The organism is Mucilaginibacter sp. OK268 (genome assembly GCF_900103125.1).
GTDB lineage: Bacteria > Bacteroidota > Bacteroidia > Sphingobacteriales > Sphingobacteriaceae > Mucilaginibacter.
Genome location: NZ_FNJV01000001.1, coordinates 630,159 through 645,013, shown reverse-complemented (window position 1 = coordinate 645,013; position 14,855 = coordinate 630,159). Strand labels below are relative to the sequence as shown.

Sequence of the window (14,855 nt, the reverse complement as noted above, 5' to 3'; positions counted from 1 at the left end):
GCTTAACTTTAGCAACAGGACTATTGATTAACCAGATCTCGGAATAATTGTATATGCCAGCTATTTTTAAATGGCACTTCCCATTTACTTTCCAGCTCGCTTACATTTTGCACCATGTTATTATAAACAATGGTTTCGGTATTTATTTTCCCTTGCTTCAAAAGGTCTTCAAAAGCATGGCGAGGTAATGAAAGCACTTCTCCGCCTTCCCGGTAAGCCAGGTTAAACCTGTCGAACAAATTGATATGATAGTGCTGCTCCAGGTGCTTCATGAAATGAACAGATTTATCGATAGAGCAGCCGCTGGCCCCCGCCTGGCTTTCATCAACTATTAAAATCAAAAAACGGTTATACCTGATCTCGGCGCGGGCTTTTAACTGGTTGTTATGGGCTGTCCAGCCGATGGTAAAATCATCCAGTTCCTGCTGTATCTGTTTTACTTCCGGATCGGTCAATTTCTTATCGGATTGATATATCCAAACTCTTGAGTGTTGAGAAAATTCCATTTACAAAAATATCAATTTATTAACTTCGGGTTACATTTTGTTGTCATGAAAAAATCACTTCAGCCGCAAACAAAAAAGATTTTAGTATTTATCCTCATTTTGCTCGCCGGATGGCTAAATTATAGCTTCAGGCCAGAAACAGACGACCAGGAATGGCTCAGCTGGAGCAATAAATGCCTCACGGAATCATACAATCCGCCACCCGATGTTAAATTAAAAAAGTGGGAACTGACCCTTACCAACGACTATTTTCTGCGCCTCAGAAAAACTTATCAACATGGTCGGCAGGAGTATTTTTCGTTTAATTTACATCGCTTAAATGGGGTAAATTACCAGGGAGACGAGCAAACAGGCACCCTGGAATTAAGCACCAATGCCGATGACATTATTGTACAAACTTACGAGGATCCGAAGGGAGATATTGACTCCATGTCGACGGTACTTGAACTGCCTGTTCGGAACATGAGTTCAGCCCGATTGGATAGTTTGAAAAATGCGTTGAACTATTTTAAGGCAAAAGCTTTATAAGCCATTTGCCCTAACGGTTATCTCGGCAATGTCCAACACCTGTATCTCCTGTTCTTTATCATGATGTTTTACCCCATCGGTAAGCATGGTCATGCAAAATGGGCAGGCTGCTGCCACAACCTGGGCCTTTGCTTCCAGGATATCTGTCATGCGCTCCATGTTGATCTCTTTTTTGCCAGGCTCTGGCTCTTTAAACATCTGGCCGCCCCCGGCACCACAGCATAAGCCATTTGACTTGCAGCGTTTCAATTCAACCAGTTCAGTATCTAAAATTTCAAGAGCCGCACGCGGGGCCTCATAAACGTTATTGCCACGACCCAAATAGCAAGGATCATGAAAGCTGATCCTTTTACCTTTGAAACTTTCACCGCCTTCTGCCCTCAGCTTTCCTTCATCAATCAATTGCTGAATAAGCTGTGAATGATGGATCACTTCGTAATCCCCCCCCAAACCAGGATATTCATTTTTGATAGTATTGAAACAGTGCGGACAACCAGTCACTATTTTTTTAATATTATAGCCATCAAGCACCTGTATGTTGGTCATGGCCAGCATCTGAAACAAAAACTCATTACCGGCACGTTTGGCAGGGTCACCTGTACAGCTTTCTTCGGTACCTAAAACGGCATAATTAATACCCACATGTTGTAATATTTTACAAATATCACGGGTTATCTTCTGCGCTCTTTCGTCAAAACTACCGGCACAGCCAACCCAGAACAAAATCTCAGGTTCTTGTCCTTGTGCAGCCATATCGGCCATGGTAGGTATTTTTTGATCCATTATTTATGATTTTCCTCAGTTAATCAAGTGATTCACTGATCTCTGTTATAAATTCGTTTATACTGTTATAATTTTTAAAAGTAATTGCTGAGTTAATGGCATTCAATTGTTCAAGAATATCAAGCGCCAGGTTTAAAGCAGCACTTTCCTTTCCGAGCATATTGGCATCCCAATTAATACCGGCTAAAACTTCATTATCAGCCATCTCTGTACACCAGCTTTCTAAAAATTCCGCTAACGGAATTTCAACGGGTAAGTAACCTTTCCAATCATCCCTGGCACAGATCTTAGCATAAGCTCTATCTGACCAAAATGGGATTACATCAATTTCTTCACTATTACTTGAATGAGAGTTAGCCCAGCCACTTTTGCTCTTTAATGCCCACACCAGTTTGCTTGCAGCAGTCTTTTCTATAAATAGTTTATACTTTGATTCAATTGTTGCTATATCTTGTAACATCCTTATTATCTATTATAAATCCCCAACTTAATCGCCCTCTGCCCAATTAAACCTATCTGCCTGGCTATATTTCCATGGGGCTCCGTTATTTTCTACATTACCAAACATATTGTTGAGGCTGGCCGGAGCTTGTGATTCTTCCATCACAATATAACGGCGCATTTCGGTAATGATCTCCAGCGGATTAATATTTACCGGGCAGGCATCAGTGCAGGCATTGCAGGTTGTACAGGCCCAAAGCTCCTCGCGGGTAATATAGTTATCCAATAAAGTTTTACCATCATCATGGTCTTTTCCGTGCTTATCCAGGTTATTACCCACTTCGGTAAGCCTGTCGCGCGTATCCATCATAATTTTCCGGGGCGATAACAACTTGCCGGTAATATTGGCCGGGCATACCGAAGTACATCTGCCACATTCCGTACAGGTATAAGCCTCCATCAGGTTTTTCCAACTCAAATCGGTAACATCTTTGGCCCCGAAACGTGCAGGTTCGCCAGTACTCTCTGGAACAAAAGAGGGATCAAGCATCGCCTTTACCTCGTTGGTAACCGATGCCATATTGGTAAATTTCCCTTTGTTATTTAAATTAGAGTAGTAAGTATTGGGGAAAGCCAGCAGAATATGAAAATGCTTGGAATAAGGCAAATAATTCAAAAATGCTAGTATCCCCATAATGTGAAACCACCAACATACCCGCTCAACAATAACGAGAGCGCCTGCTCCATCAGGCAATAGCGGCGCTATTAATGAACTCACCGGAAAACTGCCTGCTTTAACATAATGACTAAAATGCAATAATTGCAGTTTGTAATCAGCTGCGTTCATGGTTAAAAAAGCGCTCATCAGCAAAATTTCGGTAATGAGGATATAATTGGCATCAGACCGGGGCCATTTTGTCATCTCGGTGCCTGTAAAGCGTTTTAAATGGACAATGTTACGCCTGCCAAGGAAAACAACACAGGCTATAAGCACTAACACTGCCAGTACTTCAAAGCCACCTATCAAAAATCCGTACAAATTTCCCAATGGGTGTGAAAATATACGATGTGAACCGAATACCCCATCAATCATGATCTCCAGCACTTCCAGGTTAATGATCACAAACCCGATATAAATAAAAAAGTGCATAACTGCAGCCACCGGACGTTTTACCATCTTGGTTTGTCCAAGAGCCACTTTTGCCATTACTTTCCAGCGCTCAGCGGGCCGGTCAGATCGGTCAGTATCTTTCCCGAGCAAAATATTGCGCCTTATTTTAGCTGCATTTTTTGCAAAAAGGTAAACGGCAGCTCCTAAAATGATAATAAATATAACTTGTGCAATCATTATGCGTGCATAGTATTTTATTCAAAGTTAATTGAATTGTTGAAAGAGAAAAATGTTTTAGGATTGAAAAATATCTTTAAAGCTAAGTAACTGATTAACTGGCAAATTGTTTAATTTCAAAAATCGGCACATACTTTCCTCAGAATATTTTTAAACTTTTTTCAAAAAAAACTTTTCAAACATAAAAAAAAAGCTACATTTGCACTCCCCAAACGGAGGTATCATAGCTCAGTCGGTAGAGCAAAGGACTGAAAATCCTTGTGTCGCTGGTTCGATCCCAGCTGATACCACAAAAAAGAGTATCAACTCATATCAAAAACCTGTAAATCGTTGATTTACAGGTTTTTTTCGTTTAGCCCCAAACGCAAAACTACCCAAAACAACGCAGCATATCTGATACCTATTCCGTAACCTGTTTTTGATCTTTAGCTTTGAGGTATTGAAAAGCGATGTAATTAATTGTAATACAACTAATTATGCCACATCGAAATAGCATAAAATCTGGGTAATTTTGCGCCGTTTTTATACCTCAAATCTGTTCAAAATGTGCCATAAATTATCAATTAAACGCAAAGGATATGAGAACAGTAAACACTTTCGGCCTGCAATTCCTGATCAGACCGGACAAATTAAAAGACGGAAAGGCTCCCATTTACGCACGAATTACCGTAAACCGGGAGATCATTCACCTCGGACTGAAACAATACATTGAACCCCGTTCCTGGGATACCAGGCGTGGATTTGGCAAAGGCAGCAGGGACGAAGTACGCGCTCTGAACAATTATTTAGAAGATGTCCGAACTGAAATTGGCGAGTGCTACCGGGAATTGCAGCTTAAAAAGCTGCCCATAACCGCGGAGGCTATTAAAAACACTTTTTTACGTACGGAGGAAGTTGAGCATACCTTAAGTCACCTTTTTGCGTACCACAATAAGACCGCTGTCCACCAGCTTTCGCCAAATACACTCAGTCATTATGAAACGTCTCAAAAGTATTTAAGGTCGTTTATAAAAGACCAGTACCATAAAAACGATCTGCATATCAAGGACGTCAATTTTAAGTTCCTGACGGACTTTGAGGTCTATCTCCGGAGCTTAAAACCCAAAGACCATCAAAAACCAATTGGCAACACCGGCGCTATGACGCATCTGATCCGATTGAAAAAAATGGTCAACATGGCCATCAATATGGAATGGATCAGTACCAGCCCGTTCAAAAGTTACAAGATCAAGATTAAGCATGAGGAAAGGGCGCATCTCACTAAGGAGGAATTATTGAAAATCGAGAAAAAAGTTTTCGATCTGTATCGACTGGAATTTGTCAGGGACATTTTTGTGTTTTGCTGTTATACCGGCCTGGCTTACGTGGATGCGATGAACTTAACGCAAGAGCAGATAGCTAAAGGCATAGACGGAGAATGGTGGATCAAAACCTATCGTCAAAAAACTAAAACACCTGTCAATACTCCCCTACTCCCCAAAGCTTCGGCAATTATACTTAAATATCAAAGTGATCACAGAGCCATGTCCAACAATAAATTATTTCCGGTTATCTCCAACCAAAAAATGAATAGCTACCTGAAGGAAATCGCCTACTTATGTAAGATCAAAAAAAATTTAACCTTTCACATGGCCAGGCATACTTTCGCCACAACAGTCACTCTATCTAATGGAGTACCCATTGAAACCGTGAGTAAAATACTTGGGCATACGAAGATGGGAACAACTCAGATCTACGCACGTGTAATTGAACAGAAAATAAGTGAGGATATGGCAGTGTTAAAGAAAAGATTAACAACTATGAATACGGAAAGGTAAACAATACCATTTTATGGAATCGCATTTTGCGTTACCTCTAATAACTAATATCAGAAACTAAAATAATCATAAAAATGAAGAAGAATCAAATTAACCAGCTTTTCCAGTCTGTAAAAGAGCTGATCGAAAGATCCCAAAATCAGATTGTAAGAAATATTAATTCAACTATGGTCTTCACCTATTTCCAGATTGGAAAGATGATCGTTGAAGATGAACAGAATGGCAAAGAACGTGCGAATTATGCTAAGGAAACATTGAAGAAACTAAGTCAATCTTTGACAAAGGATTTTGGCAGAGGGTATTCAGTTGACAATCTGCAAAATATGCGCGCTTTTTTTATCGAATACAGAAATTACGAGACAGTGTCTAGTATTTCTGTATCTCCAGCTCCAAATTCCGAGACAGTATATCGAAATTTACCCATAACCTTTAATTTAAGCTGGTCGCATTATGTACAGCTCTTAAAGATCAAGGATAAAAGCGAGCGAGAATTCTACGAAATTGAAACCGCAAACGGCAATTGGTCAGTTCGGGAATTGCAACGACAATTTAGTACCTCATTATATGAACGACTGGCATTAAGCAGAAACAAAGAAGAAATCAAACAACTTGCCCAAAGGGGGCAGGTAATAGAAAAATCTACCGACACCTTAAAAAGCCCTCTCATTTTGGAGTTCCTTGGCTTACGCGAAGATAATCGCTATTCAGAAAATGACCTGGAGTCCGCGATCATCAACAAGTTAGAACATTTCATGCTGGAATTGGGAAAAGGTTTTTCGTTTGAAGGAAGACAGCGGCGTATCACATTAGAGGGGGATCATTTCTATGTTGATCTGGTCTTTTATAACAGGCTACTCAAATGTTTTGTATTATTCGATTTAAAAATTGGAAAATTAACTCACCAAGATATCGGACAAATGCAGATGTATGTTAACTATTATGACCGTAAAATAAAACTGCCTGACGAAAACCGAACTTTAGGAATAATTCTTTGTAAGCAGGATAATAAATCTGTCGTGGAATTTACCCTTCCATTAGATAATGATCAAATATTCAGCAAAGAATATAAGCTCTATCTGCCAAGTAAGGAGGATTTGAAAAAACAATTGGAATAGCCCGTTATCCCAATTCTAATTGTGCAAGTGCTACTTGCACAATTGCCGACAGACGATAAGTGCGGGTGACCTTGCAATGCTCCAATCCTGGAGAATAGTAGAAATGGATATGTTTTTTTATTGATCAATTGTAATAATGCAACAAAATTGCAATTATATTTACATTTTAACATTAATGTCAAGAAAGGCTCTATGCACTGATGATCGAAAACAGGCTCGCGGACTTCGCATCGGTTTTCGCATTTTCTATCTTGCTTCAAGTGAGATGGATTCATCCTTGCCATACCAACTAACTTTCGTTGAGAAAGATTTTTAGATTTCTGAAGCATTTCCATATTTCCATGAACAAATATATAAATTCATGGAATAATCTTTTTGTAATGGAGCGCCCCCGTATTTTCACCAAAGTACGAATAGCGAAGCGAAAATAGGGGGCGAAAGGGGCTCCGGCGCGCCGGAGCCCCTTGGGAGTTTTGAGGGATGGTGTTAATCCGCCTTAATATATTTAGTGCTGACTGACACCAGGAAACTCAAGCCACTTTCAGCGGTTGTGTCCTGAAATCTCTAAGGTTCAAAAAGAACCCCCTGTTAAACAACATTCCCTCCCGGAATAATTGCCATAACAACGATGCTCCCAAGTTTGCCAATGCAGAATTGATAAATAAATCCTGTTTGGTCAGGGCTTCGGCAAGCGAACAACTTGGCGTATTATCGCCAGCTTCTGATACAGACAAAAGTTCGCCAAATTCATCAGTTACCATTGGTAACATATCTGTCGTGCGGTATTGTTTAGATTCAGGCTGCTTGATTTTACCGATGGTGGATAAGATAACCTGCCCTGTTTCCCTGCTGTTGCCAAAATCCATATAGTACAGCGGTTGGCTACGGCTGTTTCCCATGCTTTTGTTCAGCTTCTTAAGAATCGCAGCTATCTCCAATCTGGCCTGTACAGTATCTACACAGCCTATGGTGATTGTCGCCCATGCGTTCTCTCCATTATATGACTTATCGTATTTTTCGGTCACAGCTTTCCAGTTCGAGCCGAAAAAACGGTTGATGCGGTTAATCAGGGCGACAGACTTATATAAGCCCAATTCAGCGGTGGTAAATAACTGCCTGCCTAAGTTCGCACGGGTTACCGTATCGTCATCAAACACCCTGACCATCAAGCCGGGATGGTTGAGCGATACTAAAGACTGGTTCATTCTTGCCAAAACGGTCAGTACCTGCCCACCAGTACCGCCTGCACCAATCAGGTTGACGGTAACGGGATTATAGGGCTGTAATATCTCATTGTTCACGATATGAACCGCAGTTCTTTTGTCTTTTTTGATTAGCTTTTTCATCTGATAATGTCTTTTAATGTTTTACCGCTTTTGATTAATTCATCCTGCGGGAAATCCCTGCCTGTGCCGATCTGTCCCTGCCATAACTGGATTAGATTGCCCTTAGAATGCCGATGATTGCCGAGCGTATGCGTGAAATAGCTGTTAAAGAAATAGCTCTCCCATTGGGTCATCAACTGCTCCAAATAGGTTTGCCGGTCAATCTGCACATTAACCGTACCCATGCAAACGCTACCGTTTTGAGACAGATTGAATAAGGGGGCATAATAAAGCGGAGTATCAGCATTAGGCTTGTTTTTACCTTTCAGGGCAAAGACCTCCAACCGCTCTTTCGCCGCCTTCCATAACAGGGCGGGTATTTTGGCTTTACCCGATGGAATACCTAAAGCATCGCTAAAAAACAGGTTGACTTCCTGTGGTGTCGTGTACCAAACCGCATAGCCATTGGTTTGACTGTTGACATAAATTAAGTTTGAAGGTATCACCCCCTTACATTGCAGATAATTATGTTGCCATTCCTGTGTCGATTGCAATAACTCGCTCAAGGTGCTCATTTCTTTCAGCGATAAAGGATGCGCATTAATGGGATTGCCGTGTTTACCGATGTCATAGCTTTCCACGTAAATCTCGGTTGGTTTATACTCATAGTTCTCACTTTCCTGTTCGGCTGACTGGTATATCAGCAGGGCTTTGACAGGCAGGTATTGTTCATTAAATTGCTGGCTCACATTGTTCATGATCGTAACGGTTTAACAGCCTGCTCAGGTCGTTTATGAGGTCAAACAGGCGGGTTTCAAAATCAAAATCAGCTGTTATACTTTCAGGCGGGTAATCGAATAAAGTTACATGTGCAGGTTCATCCATATAGGCAATTTCCTGAAAATGGTTATCAATCATCTCAAACAGGCAATCCTGAAAACAATCGTTTCCACTCCAGTAAAAGCTGATGTACTGGTCTGCGTAAATGCGATCTGCGTCCTGTGGATATAACAAGGCGGAATGGATATTATCGAATATGGAGCGTGCGGGGTACTGCCTGTAAAGCTGTAAAAAACCATCCGCTACCAACTTCCAATCCTGTTCCTTTTCACGGGGTTGAAAGTTCTGAACGACACTTTCAAATGTTATCAGCTTTTGCGGGTTAATAATTTGCGCATAGATTTTCAAGCCCGCATTGTGCATCGTGTACAACTCGTCCAGTTGTTTGTCCCGGCAGGCATCATCTTCCTGATCATCATTCACCCATTGTTCCAAGGTTTCGTACTGGCTTGCCAGATAACTGTCCTGTTCCGTATAAAACGGAACTCCAACCACCTGCTCCAAGTAAGCGAACATGCTGATTATCAATTCAGCCAAGCTTTGACTTTGACCGCATTGCATCCAATGCCATAAGGGACGCACGGGGATATAATATAAGGTCATGTTGGTATCGAACCGTTTAACGGTCGCCAATGTGGCCACATGCCTTTCGTCCTTTGCAATGATGCACAACAGCTTTTCATCGATGGCCTTTAGTTGCTGATAGATGCTTTGCTGTGTTTGGTAGATATTTTGCGGGAAGCTATCATTTACACAAGCGGGTATCTGCAAATCATAGTGTTGGCAAAGGATGGAAAGGGAATATAGAAACTCCCTTTCTGCCCTTTCCCTGCTTCCGCTATATTGCCAAAACGGTGTGAACCTGTGTCTTAAAAAACCATTTCGGTCAGCCCGGCGGGTGCGCTCCGCATAGGGTTGCGCTGAACCTCTCCGGCATCGGGCAAGCGGTTTAACTTGTCCACGAACGCCCCGAATTGCTGTTGTAGCTTCCATTCCCTGTTCTCCTTTTTTATCTTAACCACCCTTGTTTTTAGCTCTCTTATCATGGCTTATCCTTTAAACCCCATCGTACTCTCAAATCGGTACTGCATTTCATCATCCTTAATTTCAGGGCCGATGATTTTCGCATTGGTGAGTACGGGATAATTAGCGGAATAAAAATTCTGTACATCGTTTGCGGTAAATTCCGCTCCGGGGTCTGCCAAACGTACTTCCTGTCCGTTTTCCTTATGCAGAAACACCCTTTTTAATTGGTTAACTATCATGGTCGTATGATTAGCGTTAAACTTCGGTTTGTAAACTGGCGTAGAGTTTCTGCCGTTGCTGCAATTGCTCCCGCCTTTTGTTGATTTCGTTTGCCTTATCAGGGTATTCATCCACATCAGGCAATTGGGCAATAGCTTCCTTGTATTTCATGTCGGTGTTCAACCGGTTCACCCGTTGCATAGCCTCGTCATACAGGCGTGCTTTTTCCACTAAAGCTTCCGTTTCATCGTGCTGTTCCTCCAAATCATCATGCACATCATCCTCATGTTCCTCCGCAGGTTGATTAAACAGGCTGTTATCCACGGCTTTCGTATTATCGACCGTTGCCGTTTTACCGCCCGGTTTTTCGGGTTGTTTTTTGGCCTTGTCCAGTTCGGTCTGATAAGCTTCAAGATTGGCAAACAGCCGCACGGTTTGTTTCGTGGGTTCGCCTATTTCCGTAAAGAACTCTTCATCCAATTCCTGCGCAGTGGCTTTTAACAGCATCGGCGGGATGTTTTTACCCGAGGTGATTTTGGGGTTGTTATTCGCCAATAGCACCGATACGGTAAGCGTACCGCCCTCGTGTGGCTGGATATTGATTTGCAGCGTGCCATTGATTTGCAAACCTGCTATCTGTTCAAAAAAATTCGTTTTCATATCGTTAAAATTTAAAGTGGTTAAAGCCTGTGATGGCAAGGAAAAAAACGCCCGCCCAAAGGCAAATTGTCCCGATAAAATAAATGCCTCTCTCCACGATGACCGTTAAAATGAACCTGCCGTAAGTCGGGAATTGCTGCTGGCCACCGATGCCCCGGCGGTTAAACCTGCGCCTGCCGATGTTATACCGGGCAAATAACCCGATGATTATCAATAGCAAGCCGCACGTTAAGGTGTATGCACGATGCTTTTCCATTATCTCGTAATTTTTAATGAGAGGTGGCCGTTACCACCTCTGTTTTTTGGCAAAAGATTTGATTTCTGTTAAGGATACCTTATGGCAACCCACCCGGATGAATCTGCTGTTGATTTCGGTGATATTGTACCTGCCTAAAAAGGTTTCTCCACAATTTTCACAACCGCCTTTTTCAAGGGACGCCAAAACGAAACTGTAAAGCAGACGGCCTGCGGATAATGAAAATTCAACCCTTTGGGTGGTTTCGATTATTTGATTAGCCTTATGAAAGCGCAGGTAATCAAAACCGTCAGCAGTCCGCAGATAATGAACTTTGAATTTCCGCCAGTCCTTCAACCGTGTTTTCTGCAAACGCAGGGCCTCAGCTTGCGCTCTTTGTTCCTGTGTTTTTCGCAGTTCCCGCTCCTGTTGCAATAAATCATGGTATTGTTCACCACTTTGAATTTCACCCGCCTTTACCAACACTTCGGGCAGTTCATAGTCAAAGAAATCCGCATAGCGCCTGGCTTCGTCAAATACCCGCCCGATTTCCAGAATGTGCTTTTGTGGCTTACGGGCACCGGCAAGTGAATCAGCAATATTCCTGATGTCGCCATACCATTTTTCAAAAAGGTCTTCCTTTGACAAATCAGGATCAGGCACAGGCAGTTTATCCAAATGGCGGGAAGCATTCCGGACGATCGTTACATGCGCCGAAGTTGACCTGCTGTAAGTACGCCCAGTGAATAACACGGCCTGTTCTCCCCTTTGATTGGCCACATGTTTGGCTATCAGGAAATGACGCCCATAGGAATAGATGTTGTCATCCTCAAAAAACAAGTTGCTTGCCTTAGCGCTTTCCCCGATACGGTTCGCCCAATTGTGGGCTACCGTATAGATATCTCTAACTCTTTCCATCTCTCTCGCTTTGATTTCTGATAAACTGCCGTTCCTCAAGCTAATTTTTTTGCTGATGCGCCTAACAAGGTGATTTCATTAGTATAAAAGTTCAGGCTTGCCATTGGTTCACCGTCACGGCTCACCCAGGGCTGTGCGGTCATGTGTCCGTACAATTGGACCAATAGTCCTTTGGTCAGATAAGGCGCTATTTTAGCAGTACGCCAGTAAGCGCAATCCACATAAGTAGTTTCCTCTTTTTGTTCCCCGTTCGATGTGTACCTGTGGTTAATCGCCACCCGGAACCCGGTTACTTTTTTGTCGTTTTTTGTTGTTCTCACAGCAGCGTCTGCTACTACTCTTCCGATGATTTCCATTGCTTTTAATTTTAATTCTTAAAAAAATCTGTTTGTCAATGACCATTTCGGCAGAACCCTCATTTGGCCTTTGATAGAGGCAAAAAACTTGCGCGGGGGGCAAGCGGGGCAAGGCTGCCGCAAAAAATACGACCCGAGCGCAGCGAGGTGTGGAGATTTTTTAAAGCGGCACTCGCATGGCCTTGACCGCTGAAGAGGGGTAAATTTGCCTCCAGCAAAGGCTAAATAAAACAGGATTTCAAACTTGGCAGCAGTCCGGGAAAAGTTATGGAAAAGAAAGTTTGAGGTAATTAGGTCAGGATTTTATCCGGCTAAAAGGACAACTGCCCTTCCGGCTACCGTTGCCGGACGAGGCATCCGGAGGGCCCGGTTATCCTTTCCGACGGGTCTTTTGTGAGCGCACAAGGACTGTTTTGGTCATCATATAGGCATAAGCGTAATTAGCTCCGCCAAGATAATGTATAGAAATAGTAATAGATGCCGTTTCGTTTAAATAGGACCCGGCCTTCAGAATAACCAATTCTTTTGGTTGGAATAGAAATTTCCGGGCCTTCCATAGTTTTTCAGTCTTCACTTAGTTTGGCTGCTTTTCGACGGCACCAGAATACGGAGGCTTGCAAGCCTTATCCACAAAAGGATCCCCGTCTATGTCAGCCACAACAGGCTTTGTCTCTTCCCTTTCTTTTTTGGGCTGGTTAAAAAAAACACTCGTTCCATTGCTGAACATAAAGGGACCTTCCGGTCTGTTCGCCGTTAAATGATAAGTACCGAGCCTTGAATCAGGCTTAACAATGGTAGCATACAAATGATAAGGTGTACGTTTTTTTAATTACCATGCCAGGGGTCCCATATCTGAAATAGCGCTTTTTTTCCCTTCCGGGCCATAGGTATAATGTTTGTTCCAATCAATGCCCGGAAAAAAGCGTTCCTTTATAGCTCCAGTTAACAAGGTCCTTTGAGGTCCATACTACTGGCGGTCTCATTTCCTGCAAATCATGGTCAAGAGATGACCGGTTGAGGTAAAGGCCGGTTATTTTGCCGCGCTTTAGCTTCAAAACCGACAAATAAGAGCCCCAATAAACCTAAACTCTTAAAAAAACTATTGTTCATAAGCATTCTTTACTCAGATTTCCGCTGTCCAATCGCGATAGCCGATCGGCTGGTAATATCTTGATATTAACTGAATTCCAGCAGAAGTCTCGACTTTCGAATGTAGTTGTTTAAATAAGAAGATCCCAAGACCATTCATACTCCACCATCTGTAACATTTTTTTTATTCTCTGAATTTTATAGCTCATAACATCATGCTGCAATTCCCCCGACTATGTGTTTTGTATCATTTTCATATAAGCCTAACAATATCAATCAGCCGGCCATTTCCTTAACGAGGCATTCTTCACATATCAGCCGATAAAGACGCCTGCCATATCTGATGTTTTGTACCATCCCGGCATACCCGGCATTTTATCTGTTCTCAGTTTTCCATTAATGCGAAGATTTTCGAATACCACATTTTTGAACTTCCTGAGACCACTGTAGCCGGCGATTATTGACGTCATTGCTGTTGTTACTTGCCCCGCAATGCCTTTACTTATGGATCACTGGTCAATTTCTGCGGAATATCCAACTTTGATCACCGTATTAAGCCTAATTTCGGTATAATAAATTAAGGATTATAAATCTCTATTTTATCATCATTGAAGTTCAAAGGCAACCATAAATACCCGGACTTTTCCAGATTGGTTTTATCCCAAACATCACCCATAAAAATAAACGCTCCTGGCTTGTTAATAACAGGTTGTACAAATGCTCCCTGTGAGAAAAAGGTTACCTCTGCATTTGACCCTTTACATGGATTGCCCTGCTCTTTCCATGGCCCCATAACATGATCAGCAACCGCGTATGATGCCGCATTCGGCGACCAGCCCGAACAACCTGATGTAATTAAATAGTACTTCCCTTTATTTTTAAAGATAGCAGGGCTTTCCCTTCTCTTATTCTCAAATATTCTTACGTAAGTTGTTGTTGGTTTTAAATAATCATCACTCAACAGGCAAACATGCATGGTGTTATTATCCTCAGAAGAGTAAATCAGGTAAGCTATACCGTCTTCATCTTTATACAAAGTCATGTCCCTTAACATTTGGTCATTGGGTTTTATGCTGCCCTGGTATTGGTACGGCCCGGACGGACTATCACTTATGGCAACTCCGCCCCGTGAGTAGTTATAGTCATTCTTGTCTATGTGCATCCACATCACAAACTTCTTTGTACGTCCATTATAGATCACTTTAGGTCTTTCTATCACCCTGCCGGTATCCAGGTCATTACCCGGGTCATTAACAACCGATTTTAAGGCTATTCCCCGGTATTTCCAATGTTTCAGATCGACAGATGAATAACAAGATATCCCTCCTGCCGGAACCCGGTAATCTTCCCAGTTCTGGCCTGGAACAAGCCAGGTTTTCCCATTTTTTATTTCGCCAAAAAGGTAATAAACACCTTGATGATACATTACACCAGGTCCGTGGGCATTGATGGGCTTACCATCTGTATCAAGTAATACCCTACCATGTGCAGATGTATCGGCAATAGATTTGTTCGTATTTGCAAAGGCTAAACTTTTAATAACTATTAATAATGTAATAAGTGAGATGTGTTTCGTTTTCATTTAGGTTGACGTTATCAGGATATAAATTGACTGGAATCATTATCGGCGATTCCAGTCAAAATTGTTT

The 14,855-nt window shown here is 42.1% G+C and carries 18 protein-coding genes and 1 tRNA gene; 4 read left to right on the top strand and 15 right to left on the bottom strand.

Going from position 1 to position 14,855, the window contains the following annotated elements:
• Nucleotides 1-20: 20 nt before the first annotated feature.
• Nucleotides 21-506, bottom strand: a complete 486-nt coding sequence (locus BLR84_RS02495) for an ABC transporter ATPase (RefSeq protein WP_090463845.1) — start codon at nt 504-506, stop codon at nt 21-23.
• A 45-nt stretch (nt 507-551) separates the two neighbouring features.
• On the opposite strand from BLR84_RS02495, the gene BLR84_RS02490 reads away from it, so the two are divergent.
• Entirely contained in the window at nt 552-1,034 is a 483-nt protein-coding gene (locus BLR84_RS02490) for a hypothetical protein (RefSeq protein WP_090463843.1), read from the top strand.
• Here BLR84_RS02490 and BLR84_RS02485 read toward each other — a convergent pair.
• From BLR84_RS02485 to BLR84_RS02475, 3 genes are read right to left on the bottom strand one after another with little or no spacing between them, the layout of a single operon-like run.
• Nucleotides 1,029-1,817 carry a (Fe-S)-binding protein gene (locus BLR84_RS02485; RefSeq protein WP_090463840.1) on the bottom strand — a complete coding sequence of 263 codons (789 nt, stop codon included), beginning with the start codon at nt 1,815-1,817 and terminating at the stop codon, nt 1,029-1,031. The two genes, BLR84_RS02490 and BLR84_RS02485, sit on opposite strands and share 6 nt — an antisense overlap.
• Before the next feature lie 19 nt (nt 1,818-1,836).
• On the bottom strand, nt 1,837-2,277 hold the full coding sequence (locus BLR84_RS02480) for a DUF2750 domain-containing protein (protein WP_090463837.1): 441 nt from the start codon (nt 2,275-2,277) through the stop codon (nt 1,837-1,839).
• A 27-nt stretch (nt 2,278-2,304) separates the two neighbouring features.
• Complete coding sequence (locus tag BLR84_RS02475; RefSeq protein ID WP_090463834.1) at nt 2,305-3,606, bottom strand: 4Fe-4S dicluster domain-containing protein; 1,302 nt, start codon at nt 3,604-3,606, stop codon at nt 2,305-2,307.
• Nucleotides 3,607-3,823: 217 nt separating this feature from the next.
• On the opposite strand from BLR84_RS02475, the gene BLR84_RS02470 reads away from it, so the two are divergent.
• The 3 genes from BLR84_RS02470 (at nt 3,824) to BLR84_RS02460 (ending at nt 6,538) form a co-directional block, all read left to right on the top strand.
• Nucleotides 3,824-3,896: transfer RNA gene (locus BLR84_RS02470), tRNA-Phe, on the top strand.
• A 288-nt stretch (nt 3,897-4,184) separates the two neighbouring features.
• Entirely contained in the window at nt 4,185-5,423 is a 1,239-nt protein-coding gene (locus tag BLR84_RS02465; protein ID WP_090463832.1) for a site-specific integrase, read from the top strand.
• A 74-nt stretch (nt 5,424-5,497) separates the two neighbouring features.
• Nucleotides 5,498-6,538 carry a PDDEXK nuclease domain-containing protein gene (locus tag BLR84_RS02460; RefSeq protein ID WP_090463829.1) on the top strand — a complete coding sequence of 347 codons (1,041 nt, stop codon included), beginning with the start codon at nt 5,498-5,500 and terminating at the stop codon, nt 6,536-6,538.
• 530 nt (nt 6,539-7,068) lie between these two features.
• Here BLR84_RS02460 and BLR84_RS02455 read toward each other — a convergent pair.
• The 11 genes from BLR84_RS02455 to BLR84_RS02415 form a co-directional block, all read right to left on the bottom strand.
• A complete protein-coding gene (locus BLR84_RS02455; protein WP_090463827.1) occupies nt 7,069-7,884 on the bottom strand; it encodes a PRTRC system ThiF family protein in 816 nt (271 codons plus the stop codon).
• Nucleotides 7,881-8,621 (bottom strand): hypothetical protein, encoded by a 741-nt coding sequence (locus BLR84_RS02450; RefSeq protein WP_090463824.1) that lies wholly within the window; start codon nt 8,619-8,621, stop codon nt 7,881-7,883. Before BLR84_RS02450 ends, BLR84_RS02455 begins: the two co-directional genes overlap by 4 nt.
• On the bottom strand, nt 8,596-9,474 hold the full coding sequence (locus BLR84_RS02445) for a hypothetical protein (protein ID WP_090463821.1): 879 nt from the start codon (nt 9,472-9,474) through the stop codon (nt 8,596-8,598). Before BLR84_RS02445 ends, BLR84_RS02450 begins: the two co-directional genes overlap by 26 nt.
• A 98-nt stretch (nt 9,475-9,572) precedes the next feature.
• Nucleotides 9,573-9,749: a hypothetical protein gene (locus tag BLR84_RS29900; RefSeq protein ID WP_176851928.1), complete on the bottom strand. Its 177-nt coding sequence runs from the start codon at nt 9,747-9,749 to the stop codon at nt 9,573-9,575.
• Nucleotides 9,750-9,752: 3 nt separating this feature from the next.
• Complete coding sequence (locus BLR84_RS02440) at nt 9,753-9,968, bottom strand: PRTRC system protein C (RefSeq protein ID WP_090463818.1); 216 nt, start codon at nt 9,966-9,968, stop codon at nt 9,753-9,755.
• A gap of 16 nt (nt 9,969-9,984) precedes the next feature.
• Nucleotides 9,985-10,608 (bottom strand): PRTRC system protein E, encoded by a 624-nt coding sequence (locus tag BLR84_RS02435; RefSeq protein WP_090463815.1) that lies wholly within the window; start codon nt 10,606-10,608, stop codon nt 9,985-9,987.
• A gap of 4 nt (nt 10,609-10,612) precedes the next feature.
• Nucleotides 10,613-10,864, bottom strand: coding sequence for a hypothetical protein (locus BLR84_RS02430; protein ID WP_090463810.1), 252 nt, complete (start codon nt 10,862-10,864; stop codon nt 10,613-10,615).
• Between the two features lie 30 nt (nt 10,865-10,894).
• Nucleotides 10,895-11,761: a hypothetical protein gene (locus BLR84_RS02425; protein ID WP_090463807.1), complete on the bottom strand. Its 867-nt coding sequence runs from the start codon at nt 11,759-11,761 to the stop codon at nt 10,895-10,897.
• Between the two features lie 35 nt (nt 11,762-11,796).
• The gene (locus tag BLR84_RS02420) at nt 11,797-12,117 is read right to left on the bottom strand and encodes a single-stranded DNA-binding protein (RefSeq protein WP_090463804.1); all 321 of its coding nucleotides are present in this window, start codon (nt 12,115-12,117) and stop codon (nt 11,797-11,799) included.
• A gap of 1,403 nt (nt 12,118-13,520) precedes the next feature.
• On the bottom strand, nt 13,521-13,676 hold the full coding sequence (locus tag BLR84_RS29895) for a hypothetical protein (protein WP_176851927.1): 156 nt from the start codon (nt 13,674-13,676) through the stop codon (nt 13,521-13,523).
• Nucleotides 13,677-13,783: 107 nt separating this feature from the next.
• Nucleotides 13,784-14,788: a glycoside hydrolase family 43 protein gene (locus BLR84_RS02415; protein ID WP_090463800.1), complete on the bottom strand. Its 1,005-nt coding sequence runs from the start codon at nt 14,786-14,788 to the stop codon at nt 13,784-13,786.
• Nucleotides 14,789-14,855 lie beyond the last annotated feature (67 nt).

What these genes read in the sequence shown, in the direction of transcription:
- BLR84_RS02455 (WP_090463827.1), bottom strand. Translation starts at nt 7,884, where the DNA reads ATGAAAAAGCTAATCAAAAAAGACAAAAGAACTGCGGTTCATATCGTG.
- BLR84_RS02440 (WP_090463818.1), bottom strand. Translation starts at nt 9,968, where the DNA reads ATGATAGTTAACCAATTAAAAAGGGTGTTTCTGCATAAGGAAAACGGA.
- BLR84_RS02490 (WP_090463843.1), top strand. Translation starts at nt 552, where the DNA reads ATGAAAAAATCACTTCAGCCGCAAACAAAAAAGATTTTAGTATTTATC.
- BLR84_RS29895 (WP_176851927.1), bottom strand. Translation starts at nt 13,676, where the DNA reads ATGACGTCAATAATCGCCGGCTACAGTGGTCTCAGGAAGTTCAAAAAT.
- BLR84_RS02435 (WP_090463815.1), bottom strand. Translation starts at nt 10,608, where the DNA reads ATGAAAACGAATTTTTTTGAACAGATAGCAGGTTTGCAAATCAATGGC.
- BLR84_RS02430 (WP_090463810.1), bottom strand. Translation starts at nt 10,864, where the DNA reads ATGGAAAAGCATCGTGCATACACCTTAACGTGCGGCTTGCTATTGATA.
- BLR84_RS02460 (WP_090463829.1), top strand. Translation starts at nt 5,498, where the DNA reads ATGAAGAAGAATCAAATTAACCAGCTTTTCCAGTCTGTAAAAGAGCTG.
- BLR84_RS02425 (WP_090463807.1), bottom strand. Translation starts at nt 11,761, where the DNA reads ATGGAAAGAGTTAGAGATATCTATACGGTAGCCCACAATTGGGCGAAC.
- BLR84_RS02465 (WP_090463832.1), top strand. Translation starts at nt 4,185, where the DNA reads ATGAGAACAGTAAACACTTTCGGCCTGCAATTCCTGATCAGACCGGAC.
- BLR84_RS02450 (WP_090463824.1), bottom strand. Translation starts at nt 8,621, where the DNA reads ATGAACAATGTGAGCCAGCAATTTAATGAACAATACCTGCCTGTCAAA.
- BLR84_RS29900 (WP_176851928.1), bottom strand. Translation starts at nt 9,749, where the DNA reads ATGATAAGAGAGCTAAAAACAAGGGTGGTTAAGATAAAAAAGGAGAAC.
- BLR84_RS02480 (WP_090463837.1), bottom strand. Translation starts at nt 2,277, where the DNA reads ATGTTACAAGATATAGCAACAATTGAATCAAAGTATAAACTATTTATA.
- BLR84_RS02495 (WP_090463845.1), bottom strand. Translation starts at nt 506, where the DNA reads ATGGAATTTTCTCAACACTCAAGAGTTTGGATATATCAATCCGATAAG.
- BLR84_RS02485 (WP_090463840.1), bottom strand. Translation starts at nt 1,817, where the DNA reads ATGGATCAAAAAATACCTACCATGGCCGATATGGCTGCACAAGGACAA.
- BLR84_RS02475 (WP_090463834.1), bottom strand. Translation starts at nt 3,606, where the DNA reads ATGATTGCACAAGTTATATTTATTATCATTTTAGGAGCTGCCGTTTAC.
- BLR84_RS02415 (WP_090463800.1), bottom strand. Translation starts at nt 14,788, where the DNA reads ATGAAAACGAAACACATCTCACTTATTACATTATTAATAGTTATTAAA.
- BLR84_RS02420 (WP_090463804.1), bottom strand. Translation starts at nt 12,117, where the DNA reads ATGGAAATCATCGGAAGAGTAGTAGCAGACGCTGCTGTGAGAACAACA.